Below are 14298 nucleotides of genomic sequence, written 5' to 3' on the forward strand. Positions count from 1 at the left end.
GTCCGCCATGATCGCAGACAAGACTCTTCCCGACGTTTCCCGCCGCTCGCTGCTAACTGGCGGTCTCGCGACCGGATTCCTGCTCGCCTTCCATCTGCCGCTGCGCGCCGCCGTCAACGAACCGGAGCAGCCGCGTGACACCACCGATGGCAAGTTCGCCCCGAACGCCTTCATCCGGATCGAAGACACTGGCCGCACCGTCCTGATCATGCCGCAGGTCGAGATGGGCCAGGGCATTTATACCTCGATCTCGATGATCCTGGCCGAAGAGCTCGACGCGGATTGGGCAAAGGTTGCGGTGCTGCACGCGCCGCCCAACGACCAGCTCTACGCCAATCCCGCCTTCGGCCTGCAGGCGACCGGTGGCTCGACCTCGATCCGCGCCTGGTGGAAGCCGTTGCGCGCAGCCGGCGCGAGCGCGCGAGCGATGCTGGTGCAGGCCGCAGCGACGCAATGGCAGGTCGAGCCTGCAAGCTGCACCGCGTCAAAAGGCGAGGTCATGCACGCCGCAAGCGGCCGCAAGCTCGGCTATGGCGAACTGGCACTGGCCGCACAGGCCAAGACGCCGCCGAAGGACGTGCCGCTCAAGGACCCCAAGGATTTCGTGATCATCGGCCAGCCCCTGAAGCGGCTCGACACGCCGGACAAGGTCAACGGCAAGGCCGTCTACGGCATCGACGCGATCCTGCCCGGCATGAAGATCGCCGCGATCGCCAATTGCCCGGTCTTCGGCGGCAAGGTCGGCAAGGTCGACGACAGCGCGGCGGTGAAAATCCCAGGGGTGCGCAAGGTCGTGGTGCTCGAGGACACGGTCGCCGTGATCGGCGACCACATGTGGGCCGCCAAGAAAGGCCTCGATGCACTCAAGATCGAGTGGAACGAGGGACCGAACGCGAAGCTCAGCACAAACGACATCTGGCAGCATCTGCGCGCCGCCAGCGCGAAGGACGGCGTGGTCGCGAAATCGGTCGGCGACATCGTCAAGGGGCTCGCGAGCGGCGACAGGTTCGAGGCGAGCTTCGAACTGCCGTTCCTGGCGCACGCCTCGATGGAGCCGATCAACGCGACCGTTCACGTCAGGCCAGATGTGTGCGAGATCTGGACCGGCACGCAGATCATGACGCGCGTGCAGTCGGAGGCGGCGAAGGCCGCGGGCCTCCCCGTCGACAAGGTGATCGTCAACCAGCATCTGCTCGGTGGCGGCTTCGGCCGCAAGCTCGAGCCGGACATGGTGGTGGCCGCCGTGAAGATCGCAAAACAGGTCGACTATCCCGTCAAGGTGATATGGACTCGTGAGGAGGACATCCAGCACGACGTCTATCGACCGGTCTATCGCGACCAGGTCACGGCATCGCTGGTCGACGGCAAGGTCGCGGCCTGGAAGTACAAGGTCGCCGGCTCCGCAGTGCTGGCGCGCTGGCTGCCGCCGGCGTTCCAGAAAGGCATCGACATCGACGCGGTCGATGCCGCGGTGGATGCGCCCTACGACTTCGCCAACTTCCATGTCGAATATGTCCGCGCCGAACCGCCGGCGGTGCCCACCGGCTTCTGGCGCGGCGTCGGTCCGAACAACAACGTGTTCGCGGTCGAATGCGCGATGGACGAGCTCGCGCGCAAGGCCGGCAAGGATCCGGTCGAATTCCGCCGCTCGATGCTGACGAAGAATCCGCGCATGCTCGCGGTGCTCAATCTCGCGGCCGAGAAATCCGGCTGGGGCCAACCGCTGCCACCGCGCGTCGGTCGCGGCGTCTGCGTCCAGCCGTCGTTTGCAAGCTTCCTCGCCACCGTTGTGGAAGCGGAGATCGACGATATCGGCGAGATCGTGCTCCGCCGCATCACCTCGGTGGTCGACACCGGCATTGCGGTCAATCCCGATACGGTGAAAGCGCAGATCGAGGGCGGCCTGGTGTTCGGCCTCACCGCCGCGCTCTATGGCGAGATCACCATCGAGAAGGGCCGCGTGCAGCAATCGAACTTCCACGACTACCGCATGATGCGCATCAACGAGATGCCGAAGATCGAGGTCATCGTGGTCAAGAGCGGCGAGGCGCCCGGCGGCATCGGCGAGGCCGGCGTCAACGCCGGACCGCCGGCGCTGCGCAACGCCATTTACGCGGCAACCGGCGTCGCGCTGCGGCGCCTGCCGATCGATCGAAAACTGCTGGCTGCGGGGAAAAAGGCATGAGCGGCAAGATGCGTATTCTCACCGGCATCGTCGTGATCGCCATCGTCGTGGCGGCGCTCGGCGTCTGGTTCATCCGCGGGCCGGGTCCGCTCGACTTCGCCGGCGGCCCCAAGGTGGCTCTGGCGGAATACCGCGCCGGCAAGCCGACCGGCGTGCCGGCGAAGCTGGAGAAGGTTGGCATGGTCGAGCGCGGCGAATATCTCGCGAAGGCGGCCGATTGCATGGTCTGCCACAGCAAGCCGGGCGAGAAGGACTATTCCGGCGGGCTCGGCTTCAAGCTGCCGTTCGGCACGCTCTATTCGACCAACATCACGCCGGACAAGGACACCGGCATCGGCAATTACAGCGACCAGGATTTCCTCAACGCGGTCCAGCGCGGCAAGCGCCATGACGGCGCCCGGCTTTATCCGGCGATGCCGTACACGTCCTACACCTACATGACCGACGAGGACGTGCTGGCGGTGAAGGCCTATCTGTTCAGCCTGCCGGCGGTGCGCGCGAAGCCGCCGGAGAACACGCTGGCGTTCCCGTTCAACCAGCGCTGGGCCATGATTGTCTGGTCGGCCGTGTTCAATCCCGACACGCGCTTTGCGCCCGACACCTCCAAGAGCCCCGAGTGGAATCGCGGCGCGTATCTTGTTGAAGCATTGGCGCATTGCGGCGAATGCCATACGCCGCGCAATATCGGCTTTGCGTTGGACAACCGCAAGAAATTCGCAGGCGCGATTACGGCCGGCTGGCGCGCCTTCAACATCTCCTCCGACAAGGCCACTGGTCTCGGGAACTGGCGCGACGAGGACCTGATCTCCTATCTGTCGCTTGGCCATGCGCCGGGCCACGGCTCGGCGTCGGGTCCGATGGGTGAAGCGGTCGACCACAGTTTCAGCCAGTTCGCGCCTGAGGACATAAGCAGCATCGTCGCGTACTTGCGCAGCGTGCCGCCGCAGCCCTCGCCCGACCTGCCCGCAACCACCGCACCCGTTGCGCCCGCCTCGCACAAGGACGGTGTTACGGCGGACGCGCGCGGCAAGAAGATGTTCGCCAGCGCCTGCGCCAGCTGCCATGGCTGGAGCGGCGAGAGCCCGGTCTCGCCGATGGCGACGCTGACCGGCACCTGGGCCGTCAACGACCCTGCCGCCACCAACGTCGCGCAGATCGTGCTGTCAGGCACCAAGCGCCACACGCCCGACGGGGCGCTGTCGATGCCCGCGTTCGGCAACGCGTATAGCGACGACGAGATTGCCGCGGTGGCGAATTATGTCACGGCGCGGTTCGGGACGAAGGGGTCGAAGCTGACGGCGAAGGATGTTGCGGAGTTGAGGGAGCAGACGGCGGAGTAGTGGCGCAGCGGGATTGATGCGCAATCGCGCGTCAATCTCTACTGTCGTCCCGGACAAGCGCAGCGGAGCGGAGCGCAGATCCGGGAACCATACCCACAGGAAGTCGTTTGGCGAAGATTCGGAGTGGGAGCTGAGCCTCACACTACTCCCTGGGGTTATGAGTCCCGGCCCCCGTGCGCAATTGCGCACTAGGCCGGGACGACACTGAATTTGTCGCTTCAGCTCAACCAGAATTTCGGCGTCGCCGGCTCCAGCCGGCCGCCGGCACGCACCGGCGCGATGCGCAGTGCGAGTCCGGTCGCGTCATCAGTCTCTACGGCCACGCCACTGAGCGTCGCCGCGCCCGCTGCCGGCTCGAAGCGGCCTGACGGAATCCCGGAGGTGAACCTCCGCAGCGGCTCTTCTTTCTGCATGCCGATGATGGAATCGTAGTCGCCGGTCATGCCGGCATCGGTCATGTAGGCGGTGCCCCCCGACAGGATCTGATGATCGGCGGTCGGCACATGGGTGTGGGTGCCGACGACGAGGCTGGCGCGGCCATCGCAGAAGAAGCCGATGCCCTGCTTCTCGCTGCTCGCCTCGCAATGGAAATCGACGACGATGGCGTCCGCGGCAACGCCGAGCGGACAGGCACCGAGCTCGCGCTCCAGCGCTGCGAAGGGATCGTCGAACGGGGTCATGAAGACGCGGCCGAGCGCGTTGACGACGAGCGCGTGCTTCCCGTTCTTGGTCTCGACCAATGCGGCGCCGCGGCCGGGCGTACCGCGCGGATAGTTCGCCGGCCGCACCAGGCGCTCGGCGCGCTCGATGAACACAAGCGCTTCGCGCTGGTCCCACGAGTGATTGCCGAGCGTCACCGCGTCGGCGCCGGCGTCGAGAAACTCCTGATAGATCGCTTCCGTGATGCCGAAGCCGCCGGCGGAATTCTCGCCGTTGACGACGACGAGATCGAGCGACCAGTCCTTGACCATGCCGGGCAGATATTCGGCGATGGCATTGCGCCCGGCACGGCCGACGACATCACCCACGAACAGAATGCGCAACTTCAGAACTCCGGAAATCGAATACGTCGGATTCCGTTAGCACATAATCCAGCGCGACGTCGTGGGCTAGTGCCGGAACCGCCTTGATCTCCTGCGCTGCAAAAGCGAGCCCGATGCCGACGATAGTCTTGGCTTTTCGCAGATGCGCGAAAGTGTGGTCGTAGTGCCCCGCGCCATAACCGATGCGATGGCCAAGGCGATCGAAGGCAGCGAGCGGCGTCAGCATGATGTCGGGAATGACTTCAGCGGCCCCAGGCGACGGCTCGGGAATGCCGAGCGGGCCGAGCATCAGGCGATCGTTGGGATGGAAGACGCGAAAGATCAGCGCCTGGCCGCGCGCGGTGACGCAAGGCAGCGCGAGCCTGGCGCCCTGCTCGGCGAGCTTCTTCAGCAGCGGCATCGGATCGATCTCGCTGCGGATCGGCGAATAGCCGGATACGATACTGCCAGGCAGGAGCTGGAACGGCAGCCCGCGCTTGGCGAGCTTGGCGGCGGCCGCGGTGCGTTTCTTTTCGCTCAGCGCATCGCGCGCCGCGAGGGCCTTGGCACGGAGTTCGGCTTTGGTGTTGGTCATGCGCGTGCCCCCGAGGCAGAGCTACCCCCCGCTGTCATCACCCGCAGCGTGTCGGGGACGCAATTTCGACAGGCACGAACCAGAAGGAAGAAAAACAAAAGTGCGAAGCCGCGAACGCCGTTGAAGCACTCGATCCCGGAGTTCCCTACGAAAGTAGGTGGGCACCATATGTCCGAGCCCACGGGCCCGGCCAGGGACAGTTCCCTAAAGGATCGATAAGGCCCCGGGGATAATGGCTCCTGACGCGCGTCGCAGCCTCGCTCGGGCAATGTAACAACGATACTGACGAATCGCCAGCCCGGTGAAGGGTCAGCCGATGGCGATCCCGTTGCCGACGGTCCGGTTCAGAACCTGGGTCGACTTCTCGATGCGCTCGGCCGCAGAGTTCAGTGCGTTCACGACCGCGGTCTGGGTCAAGCGGGCGCGCTCGACGGCGGCGTTGCGGAAATCCCGCAATTCGGTCAGCTCCTGCTCCATCGTCCGGATGCGGTTGCCGGCGTCGACCAATTCGTCGCAGACGGTCAGCGCCGCCATCACGGTGAGCCTGGCATCACCGATCTCGCCGAACTTTCCGCGCAGCGACTGAATCCGCGTCTCCAGGCTTTCGGCGAGCTTGAGCAGCCGCACCTCCTGGCCCTCCTCGCAGGCCATGCGGTATTGCCGGCCGTTGATGGTGACGTTGATGTGGCTCATCCGTCCTCTCCGGTATCGAGCACCGAACGTATCGTGACGATCGCGGAATCCAGCCGATCGGAGATCTCGCGGCTGGAGCGCTCGAGCTTGCGCGCCTTCACCAGCGCGCCGTCGAGCTCGTCGGCAAGCCGCGAGCGATCCGCGCCCAGCGCCTGGATCCGCGCCGCGAGCTCGTTCTCGTCGCGATCGGCATCGCGCCGCCGCTCGACCGCGCTTTCGAGCGAGTCGAGCGCCGCCATGAGCCTGCGGGTCGCGATCTCGATCTCGACGGCCGAGGACTCGGTCATGGCAGAGCTGTTGGATACGCGATCGTTCATGCAGTCAGCGGCGGAACCTGTGGCCTATCCCCGGGGGGCTTGCCGTCCGGCAAAAGACTCGGTTCGGCAAGCGGTTAGAAGCAGAAATTTACGTGGCAAGCTAGCGGAGCGCAACGCCGCCACGAAACTATGCACTGATAGATCGGGATGGGCTTCACCCCGATCTATCAGTTCCTGCCGGGCATGATCTGGCCGGAAAACCGGCCTCCACTTTTCCGGATCATGCCGTAAGCAACTTTTGCGGCCAAACCGGCGTTTGATTGCCTTGGCCTGCCGGAACCGAGATGCTATCCCAGCCGCGACCCCAGCGGCCGAAAGGCTCCTTCCGGCGCGGCGAATCCAGCCACAAGCGCCTCATTTCAGACGGATTTTCAGACATGACGCAGGTCGATCACAACCGTATGGCCAATGCGATCCGCGGCCTTGCCATGGACGGCGTCGAAAAGGCGAAATCGGGTCATCCGGGCCTACCGATGGGCGCCGCCGACATGGCGACCGTGCTGTTCACGCAATTCCTGAAATTCGACGTCGCCGCGCTGGACTGGCCGGACCGCGACCGCTTCGTGCTCTCGGCCGGGCACGGCTCAATGCTGATCTATTCGCTGCTGTATCTGATCGGCAGCCCCGAGATGACGATCGACCAGCTCAAGGACTTTCGCCAGCTGGGATCGCTGACACCCGGACATCCCGAGCACGGCCACACCAAGGGCATCGAGACCACCACCGGTCCGCTCGGCCAGGGCATTTCCACCGCCGTTGGCATGGCGCTCGCCGAGAAGATGCTCGCCGCCGAATTCGGCAAGAAGATCGTCGATCACCACACCTATGTGATCGCTTCCGACGGCGATTTGATGGAAGGCGTGTCGCAGGAAGCGATCGCGATGGCCGGGCACTGGAAGCTCAACAAGCTCATCGTGCTGTATGACGACAACGGCATCTCGATCGACGGTCCGACCTCGATCTCCGATTCCGTGGACCAGGTGAAGCGCTTCAAGTCGGCGGGTTGGGCGGCCGAGAAGATCGACGGCCACGACCAGGCCGCAATCGCCGCCGCGATCACGCGCGCGCAGAAATCAAACAAGCCCACGCTGATTGCGTGCCGCACCACCATCGGTTTCGGCGCCCCGCACAAGGCCGGCACCAACAAGGTCCACGGCGAAGCGCTCGGTGCCGACGAGCTCAAGGCGGCCAAGGAAAATCTCGGCATTTCGCTGGAGCCGTTCTCGGTGCCCGACGACGTGCTGAAAGCCTGGCGCGCGGCCGGCAGCCGTGGCGCGGCGGCACGACAGGAATGGGAAGCAAGGCTCGGTGAACTCGGCAGCCGCAAGCGCGCCGAGTTCGAGCGTCGCCTGCGCCACGAGCGCCCGGCCGCGCTGGCGAAGGCGTTCAAAGGCTACAAGAAGGAGCTGCTGGAAAAGCCGATGACCGCGGCGACCCGCAAATCCTCCGAAGCCGTGATCGAAGTGATTGCCGGCGCGATGCCGATGGAATTTTTGGCGGGCTCGGCCGACCTCACCGGCTCCAACAACAACAAGGCGAAATCGGCGACCGCGTTCTCGGCCAAGACGCCGAAGGGCCGCTTCATCCATTACGGCATCCGCGAACACGGCATGTGCGCGGCGATGAACGGCATCTTCCTGCACGGCGGTTTTGCGCCGAACGGCGCGACGTTCCTGGTGTTCACCGACTACGCGCGGCCCGCGATGCGGCTCGCCGCGTTGATGGGGACCGGGGTCGTTTATGTGATGACCCATGATTCCATCGGTCTCGGCGAAGACGGCCCGACCCACCAGCCGGTCGAACATCTCTCGGCGCTTCGCGCCATTCCCAATATGCGCGTGTTCCGCCCCTGCGATTCCATCGAGGTTGCCGAATGCTGGGAGCTCGCGCTCAACCGCATCGACGGCCCGACAGTGCTGGCGCTGACCCGGCAGAACCTGCCGCAGCTGCGCACCACCGCACCGAACGAGAGCCCCTGCCGGTTTGGTGCCTACGAGCTGGTCGCCGCCCAGGGCGAAGCCAAGGCGACGCTGTTCGCATCGGGCTCCGAAGTGGAGATGGCCGTGGCCGCCCAGAAGCAGCTCGCCGAGCGCGGCATTCCGACCCGGGTGGTTTCGGTTCCCTCGCTCGAGCTCCTGCTAGCGCAACCAAAGGAGCGCCGCGACGAGATCATCGGCAACGCGCCGGTCAAGGTCGCGATCGAGGCCGCCGTGCGCTGGGGCTGGGACGCCGTGATCGGCCAGGATGGCGAATTTATCGGCATGCACTCCTTCGGCGCCAGCGCCCCTCTCAACAAGGTATTCCAGCACTTTGGCATTACCGCCGAGGCCGCGGTTAACGCCGTTCTGAAACGCGTTTCCTGAGAGTTGAGATTGCCGAAAAAAAGGACTACCTAACTCTCATATGATCAAGCCCCGCCCGGCCGAACCGGGCGTCCGCCCTAAAAAAACCCTTGCAGGCGCGCTAGCGCGTTGTGCGGGATGACAACGGTCATTGAAGGAGACGAAACATGGCAGTCCGCGTCGGAATCAACGGTTTTGGCCGCATCGGCCGCAACATCCTGCGGGCCATCGCTGAGTCCGGCCGCAAGGACATCGAGGTCGTCGGCATCAACGACCTCGGCCCGGTCGAAACCAACGCCCATCTGCTTCGCTTCGACAGCGTCCATGGCCGTTTCCCCGGCACTGTGACCGTCGATGGCGACACGATCAGCCTCGGCGGCAACAAGATCAAGGTGACCGCCGAGCGCGATCCCTCGAAGCTGCCGTGGAAGGATCTCGGCATCGACATCGCGATGGAATGCACCGGCATCTTCACCTCGAAGGACAAGGCCTCCGCGCATCTGACCGCCGGCGCCAAGCGCGTGCTGGTGTCCGCGCCCGCCGACGGCGCCGACGCCACCATCGTCTACGGCGTCAACCACGACACGCTGACACGGGAACATCTGGTCGTCTCCAACGGCTCCTGCACCACCAACTGTCTTGCGCCGATCGCCAAGGTGCTGAACGACCTCGTCGGCATCGAGACCGGCTTCATGACCACGATCCACGCCTACACCGGCGACCAGCCGACACTCGACACCATGCACAAGGATCTCTATCGCGGCCGTGCGGCTGCGATGTCGATGATCCCGACCTCGACCGGCGCCGCCAAGGCCATCGGCCTGGTGCTGCCGGAACTGAAGGGCAAGCTCGACGGCGTCGCGATCCGCGTGCCGACCCCGAACGTCTCGGTCGTCGACCTCAAGATCGTCGCCAAGCGCGCCACCGATCCGAAGGAAATCAACGAGGCGATGAAGCGTGCTTCCGAGCAGCAGCTCAAGGGCATCCTCGGCTACACCACCGCGCCGAACGTCTCGATCGACTTCAACCACGACCCGCACTCCTCGACGTTCCACATGGACCAGACCAAGGTGCAGAACGGCACGCTGGTGCGCGTGATGTCCTGGTACGATAACGAGTGGGGTTTCTCGAACCGCATGGCGGACACCGCTGTCGCAATGGCGAAGGTGATCTAACTCCGCAGCTGTTTCGTCATTCCGGGATGGTCCGAAGGACCAGACCCGGAATCTCGAGATTCTCAGGTGCGCAATTGCGCACCATAGTTCGCGCTGTGCGCGCGCCCGGAATGACCTCCTAGAGGCCCGGGACAAGAGAGCCCAGAGATGACCAACAAATTCCGCACCCTCGACGACGTCGACGTGAAGGGCAAGCGCGTGCTGCTGCGCGTCGATCTCAACGTGCCGATGGAGAACGGGCGCGTCAGCGACGCGACCCGGCTCGAGCGCGTTGCGCCGACCATCACCGAAATCTCGGACAAGGGCGGCAAGGTCATCCTGCTCGCGCATTTCGGCCGGCCGAAAGGGCGCGATGCCAAGGACTCGCTCAAGCCCGTTGCCGAGGCGCTCGCCAAGGTCGTGAAGAAGCCCGTCGCCTTCGCCGACGACTGCATCGGCGAGCCCGCAGCCAAGGCCGTTGCCGGACTGAAGGACGGCGACATCCTCTGTCTGGAAAACACCCGCTTCCACAAAGAGGAAGAGAAGAACGATCCCGCCTTTGTCGCGGAGCTCGCAAAACTCGGCGACATCTGGGTCAACGACGCGTTCTCGGCCGCGCACCGCGCCCACGCCTCGACCGAAGGCCTCGGCCACAAGCTGCCCGCCTATGCCGGCCGCACCATGCAGGCCGAACTGGTCGCGCTGGAGAAGGCGCTGGGCTCACCGACCAAGCCCGTCATCGCAATCATCGGCGGTGCCAAGGTCTCGACCAAGATCGACCTGCTCGAAAACCTGGTGACCAAGGTCGACGCGCTGGTGATCGGCGGCGGCATGGCCAACACCTTCCTGCACGCCCAGGCCGTCGGCATCGGCAAGTCGCTGGCGGAGAAGGATCTCGCCGCGACCGCGCTGCGCATCATGGAAAAGGCGGAAGCCGCCAACTGCGCCATCATCCTGCCGGTCGACGCCACCGTCGCCTATCATTTCGCGGCCAACGCGCCGTCGCACGCCTATGGCCTCGACGCGATCCCGGCCGACGGCATGATCCTCGACGTCGGTCCGCAATCGATCGCGCGTGTCCATGCCGCGATCGACGATGCGGCGACGCTGGTCTGGAACGGACCGCTCGGCGCCTTCGAGATGCAGCCATTCGACCGCGGCACGATGTCCGCCGCCAAGCACGCGGCCGAGCGCACCAAAGCCAAGAAGCTGATCTCGATTGCGGGCGGCGGCGACACCGTGGCGGCCCTCAACCAGGCCCATGTGGCCGGTCATTTCACCTATGTCTCGACCGCCGGTGGCGCATTTCTTGAATGGATGGAAGGCAAGCCCCTGCCCGGCGTCGAAGTTCTGCGCACCAAGTAATCGGTCGGCAATTCGTCAGCCGCCTTCAAGCAGTGGCCTTGCAGGCCCAAACGGGAGAAAAACACAGATGGCTCGGATCACGTTGCGTCAATTGCTCGACCATGCGGCGGAGAACGATTACGGCGTCCCGGCCTTCAACATCAACAACATGGAGCAGGCGCTGGCGATCATGGACGCGGCCAACCAGGTCGACGCGCCCGTCATCATCCAAGCCTCGCGCGGTGCGCGCTCCTATGCCAACGACGTCATGCTCAAGCACATGATGGACGCGGTGACCGAGATCTATCCGCACATCCCGGTCTGCGTGCATCTCGACCACGGCAACGAGCCGGCAACCTGCATGACCGCGATCCAGGCCGGCTTCACCTCGGTGATGATGGACGGCTCGCTCAAGGCCGACGGCAAGACCCCCGGCGACTGGGGCTACAATGTCGGCGTCACCAAGACCGTGACCGACATGGCCCATCTCGGCGGCATCTCGGTCGAGGGCGAGCTCGGCGTGCTCGGCTCGCTCGAGACCGGCATGGGCGACAAGGAAGACGGCCACGGCGCCGAGGGCAAGCTCAGCCACGACCAGCTCCTGACCAATCCGGATGAAGCCGTGAAGTTCGTCCAGGAGACCCAGGTCGACGCGCTCGCGATCGCGATGGGGACGTCTCACGGCGCCTACAAGTTCACCCGCAAGCCCGACGGTGACATCCTCGCCATGAACGTGATCGAGGAGATCCACCGCAAGCTGCCGAACATGCATCTCGTCATGCACGGCTCCTCGTCGGTGCCACAGGACCTCCAGGACATCATCAACACCTATGGCGGCAAGATGAAGCCGACCTGGGGCGTGCCGGTGGCCGAGATCCAGCGCGGCATCAAGAACGGCGTGCGCAAGATCAACATCGACACCGACAACCGCATGGCGATGACCGGCCAGATCCGGAAAGTGCTCAAGGACAATCCGGAAGAGTTCGACCCGCGCAAGTACCTGAAGCCCGCAATGGAAGCGATGACCAAGCTGTGCAAGCAGCGGCTCCAGGAATTCAATACCGCCGGGCAAGCCTCCAAGATCAAGAAGGTGCTGACGACGGCCGAGATGGCCAAGCGCTACGCCAAGGGCGAGCTCGCCCCGAAGGTGGCGTAAGGCCCTCAACCACATCCTTCCGTCATTCCGGGGCACGCGGAGCGTGAGCCCGGAATCCATAACCACAGCCTGGGGTTATGGATTCCGGGCCTGCGCCTTTCGGCGCATCCCGGAATGACAGCGGCGCCCCTGCGACGAACGTTAACTCGGCATTTGCCCGAGAACGGTCTATTTTCACCGGCAAGGGCAGAATCGTTTTGGGAGGACATCTCGATGAATCTGACTGAGCTCAACAGGATCGCGACCGCCATGGTCGCGCCCGGCAAGGGCATCCTTGCCGCCGACGAATCCTCCGGCACCATCAAGAAGCGTTTCGACGCGATCGGCGTGGAATCGACCGAGGAGAACCGCCGCGATTATCGCGAGATGTTGTTCCGCTCGAACGAAGCCATGAGCCGGCACATCTCCGGCGTCATCCTCTACGACGAGACGATCTGGCAGAACGCGAAGGACGGCACGCCCCTGGTCAAGCTGATCGAACAGAGCGGCGCCATTCCCGGCATCAAGGTCGACGAGGGCACGCAACCGCTGCCGATGTGCCCGGGAGAGCTCGTCACCGTCGGGCTCGAAAAGCTCGCCGAGCGCTTGAAGAAATATTACGAGCGCGGCGCCCGCTTCGCCAAATGGCGCGCCGTGATCGACATCGGCAGCGGCATTCCCTCGATGACCGCGATCAGCGTCAACGCCCACGCGCTGGCGCGCTATGCCGCGCTGTGCCAGGCCGCGCAGATCGTGCCGATCGTCGAGCCCGAAGTGCTGATGGACGGCGATCACGACATCGACCGCTGCTATGAGGTGACGAGCCGCGTGCTCAACAAGACGTTCCAGGAATTGCGCGTACAGCGCGTCGCGCTCGAGGGCATGGTGCTAAAGCCGAACATGGCCATCTCCGGCAAAAAGTGCGCGAAGCAGGCTTCCGTCGCGGAGGTCGCGGAGAAGACGATACGGCTGCTCAAGGCGTGTGTGCCCGCGGCGGTCCCCGGCATCGCCTTCCTCTCCGGCGGCCAGTCGGATGAAGACGCAACAGCGCATCTCAACGCCATGCACAAGCTCGGCCCGCTGCCCTGGGGCCTGACCTTCTCCTACGGTCGCGCACTCCAGGCCGCGCCGCAGAAGGCCTGGTCGGGCAAGGCCGAGAACGTCGCGGCCGGACAAAACGCATTCAGTCATCGCGCGCGCATGAATGGCCTTGCCTCCAAAGGCGAATGGCAAAGCAGCCTGGAAAAGAAAGCGGCCTAGATCTTGTCGAACAAATCTCCTCCGCCGCGCCCGGCGCCGCGCCTTTATCTCGCGACGCCTGTCGTCGACGATCCCGCTTCGCTTCTGGCCGAGCTGCCTGGCCTGCTCGCCGCCGCCGACGTCGCGGCCGTGCTGCTGCGGCTGAAGGTGACCGATCAGCGCACCATGATCTCGCGGATCAAAGCCTTGGCGCCGCCGGTTCAGAAAGCGGGCGCCGCGCTGCTCGTCGACGGCCATCCTGAGCTCGTCGCACGCGGCGGCGCCGACGGCGCGCATCTGCCCGGCATCGCCGCGCTGAAGGAGGCGCTGCCATCGCTGAAGCCCGACCGCATCGCGGGCGTCGGCGGGCTGACGACGCGGCACCATTCCATGGATGCGGGCGAGATCGGCGCTGATTACGTGCTGTTCGGCGAGCCTGACGCGAAAGGCCAGCGGCCGTCGTCGCAAGCGATTGCCGAGCGGCTGGACTGGTGGGCCGAGCTGTTCGAGCCGCCCTGCGTCGGCTTTGCCATCTCGCTGGAAGAGGCCCACGAATTCGCCGCCAGCGGCGCCGATTTCGTGCTGGTGGGCGACTTCATCTGGGCCGATCCGCGCGGACCCAAGGCCGCGCTGGTCGAGATAGATGCTGCTATCAAGAAGGCCCATGCGGCTGCGCTTGCGGGCCAAAATCCTGCGGGTCAAGAGCACGGCTAGCGCCCGACATGAAGCTCCCGCGGATCACCCTCCTGGCCACGCTGCTGCTGCTGACGGCGCCCGCGGCCGCGCAGCTCCAGATCACGCCGCCCGTGGCGACGCCGAGCCCTTCGGCCGAGAAAACCAAGGACAAGCCGAAGGCCACGCCGCACACCATCACCAAGAAGAAGGAAGCGGCGCCGGCACCCAAACCCTCAGCCTCCCCCAAGCCTTCAGCG

Annotated in this window: 12 protein-coding genes, 1 other RNA gene and 1 pseudogene; 9 read left to right on the plus strand and 5 right to left on the minus strand. The window is 65.0% G+C overall.

Annotated features, from left to right (window positions below):
* Nucleotides 1-7 precede the first annotated feature (7 nt).
* Both GWG67_RS35420 and GWG67_RS35425 read left to right on the plus strand, forming a co-directional pair.
* On the plus strand, nucleotides 8-2185 hold the full coding sequence (locus GWG67_RS35420) for a xanthine dehydrogenase family protein molybdopterin-binding subunit (RefSeq protein ID WP_275174294.1): 2178 nt from the start codon (nucleotides 8-10) through the stop codon (nucleotides 2183-2185).
* Nucleotides 2182-3525, plus strand: a complete 1344-nt coding sequence (locus GWG67_RS35425; protein WP_275174296.1) for a cytochrome c — start codon at nucleotides 2182-2184, stop codon at nucleotides 3523-3525. Before GWG67_RS35420 ends, GWG67_RS35425 begins: the two co-directional genes overlap by 4 nt.
* Before the next feature lie 218 nt (nucleotides 3526-3743).
* Here the strand turns inward: GWG67_RS35425 and GWG67_RS35430 are convergent, their stop codons facing one another.
* The 5 genes from GWG67_RS35430 to GWG67_RS35450 all read right to left on the minus strand — a co-directional run bounded on the left by GWG67_RS35430 (nucleotide 3744) and on the right by GWG67_RS35450 (nucleotide 6152).
* A complete protein-coding gene (locus GWG67_RS35430; protein WP_275174298.1) occupies nucleotides 3744-4568 on the minus strand; it encodes a TIGR00282 family metallophosphoesterase in 825 nt (274 codons plus the stop codon).
* Entirely contained in the window at nucleotides 4546-5142 is a 597-nt protein-coding gene (locus tag GWG67_RS35435) for a 5-formyltetrahydrofolate cyclo-ligase (protein WP_275174300.1), read from the minus strand. The genes GWG67_RS35430 and GWG67_RS35435 overlap by 23 nt, the downstream gene beginning before the upstream one ends.
* 101 nt (nucleotides 5143-5243) lie before the next feature.
* Nucleotides 5244-5403, minus strand: a non-coding RNA gene (gene ssrS / locus GWG67_RS35440) — 6S RNA.
* Between the two features lie 48 nt (nucleotides 5404-5451).
* Nucleotides 5452-5835 carry a cell division protein ZapA gene (locus GWG67_RS35445; RefSeq protein ID WP_007599950.1) on the minus strand — a complete coding sequence of 128 codons (384 nt, stop codon included), beginning with the start codon at nucleotides 5833-5835 and terminating at the stop codon, nucleotides 5452-5454.
* Nucleotides 5832-6152: a DUF4164 domain-containing protein gene (locus tag GWG67_RS35450; protein WP_026232773.1), complete on the minus strand. Its 321-nt coding sequence runs from the start codon at nucleotides 6150-6152 to the stop codon at nucleotides 5832-5834. The genes GWG67_RS35445 and GWG67_RS35450 overlap by 4 nt, the downstream gene beginning before the upstream one ends.
* 377 nt (nucleotides 6153-6529) lie before the next feature.
* Here GWG67_RS35450 and tkt point away from each other — a divergent pair, with 377 nt between their 5' ends.
* The 7 genes and pseudogenes from tkt to GWG67_RS35485 form a co-directional block, all read left to right on the plus strand.
* Nucleotides 6530-8515, plus strand: a complete 1986-nt coding sequence (tkt, locus tag GWG67_RS35455; protein ID WP_275174301.1) for a transketolase — start codon at nucleotides 6530-6532, stop codon at nucleotides 8513-8515.
* A 146-nt stretch (nucleotides 8516-8661) separates the two neighbouring features.
* Nucleotides 8662-9669 (plus strand): type I glyceraldehyde-3-phosphate dehydrogenase, encoded by a 1008-nt coding sequence (gene gap, locus GWG67_RS35460; RefSeq protein ID WP_027515515.1) that lies wholly within the window; start codon nucleotides 8662-8664, stop codon nucleotides 9667-9669.
* A gap of 147 nt (nucleotides 9670-9816) precedes the next feature.
* Nucleotides 9817-11013 (plus strand): phosphoglycerate kinase, encoded by a 1197-nt coding sequence (gene pgk, locus GWG67_RS35465; protein ID WP_275174303.1) that lies wholly within the window; start codon nucleotides 9817-9819, stop codon nucleotides 11011-11013.
* A 67-nt stretch (nucleotides 11014-11080) separates the two neighbouring features.
* Nucleotides 11081-12148: a class II fructose-bisphosphate aldolase gene (gene fba, locus GWG67_RS35470; protein WP_275174305.1), complete on the plus strand. Its 1068-nt coding sequence runs from the start codon at nucleotides 11081-11083 to the stop codon at nucleotides 12146-12148.
* 213 nt (nucleotides 12149-12361) lie between these two features.
* Nucleotides 12362-13387: a class I fructose-bisphosphate aldolase gene (locus tag GWG67_RS35475; protein ID WP_275174307.1), complete on the plus strand. Its 1026-nt coding sequence runs from the start codon at nucleotides 12362-12364 to the stop codon at nucleotides 13385-13387.
* A 3-nt stretch (nucleotides 13388-13390) separates the two neighbouring features.
* Nucleotides 13391-14080: a thiamine phosphate synthase gene (locus GWG67_RS35480; RefSeq protein ID WP_275174309.1), complete on the plus strand. Its 690-nt coding sequence runs from the start codon at nucleotides 13391-13393 to the stop codon at nucleotides 14078-14080.
* An 8-nt stretch (nucleotides 14081-14088) separates the two neighbouring features.
* A pseudogene (locus tag GWG67_RS35485) lies at nucleotides 14089-14298 on the plus strand (HcpA family protein); the annotation flags it as partial.

It is taken from the genome of Bradyrhizobium sp. CSS354, from assembly GCF_029051725.1.
Classification (GTDB): Bacteria; Pseudomonadota; Alphaproteobacteria; order Rhizobiales; family Xanthobacteraceae; genus Bradyrhizobium.

Excerpts from the sequence above, each read along its gene's own strand:
- GWG67_RS35450 (WP_026232773.1), bottom strand. The coding sequence starts at position 6,152 with ATGAACGATCGCGTATCCAACAGCTCTGCCATGACCGAGTCCTCGGCC.
- GWG67_RS35445 (WP_007599950.1), bottom strand. The coding sequence starts at position 5,835 with ATGAGCCACATCAACGTCACCATCAACGGCCGGCAATACCGCATGGCC.
- GWG67_RS35475 (WP_275174307.1), top strand. The coding sequence starts at position 12,362 with ATGAATCTGACTGAGCTCAACAGGATCGCGACCGCCATGGTCGCGCCC.
- tkt (WP_275174301.1), top strand. The coding sequence starts at position 6,530 with ATGACGCAGGTCGATCACAACCGTATGGCCAATGCGATCCGCGGCCTT.
- GWG67_RS35420 (WP_275174294.1), top strand. The coding sequence starts at position 8 with ATGATCGCAGACAAGACTCTTCCCGACGTTTCCCGCCGCTCGCTGCTA.
- GWG67_RS35425 (WP_275174296.1), top strand. The coding sequence starts at position 2,182 with ATGAGCGGCAAGATGCGTATTCTCACCGGCATCGTCGTGATCGCCATC.
- GWG67_RS35435 (WP_275174300.1), bottom strand. The coding sequence starts at position 5,142 with ATGACCAACACCAAAGCCGAACTCCGTGCCAAGGCCCTCGCGGCGCGC.
- pgk (WP_275174303.1), top strand. The coding sequence starts at position 9,817 with ATGACCAACAAATTCCGCACCCTCGACGACGTCGACGTGAAGGGCAAG.
- fba (WP_275174305.1), top strand. The coding sequence starts at position 11,081 with ATGGCTCGGATCACGTTGCGTCAATTGCTCGACCATGCGGCGGAGAAC.
- gap (WP_027515515.1), top strand. The coding sequence starts at position 8,662 with ATGGCAGTCCGCGTCGGAATCAACGGTTTTGGCCGCATCGGCCGCAAC.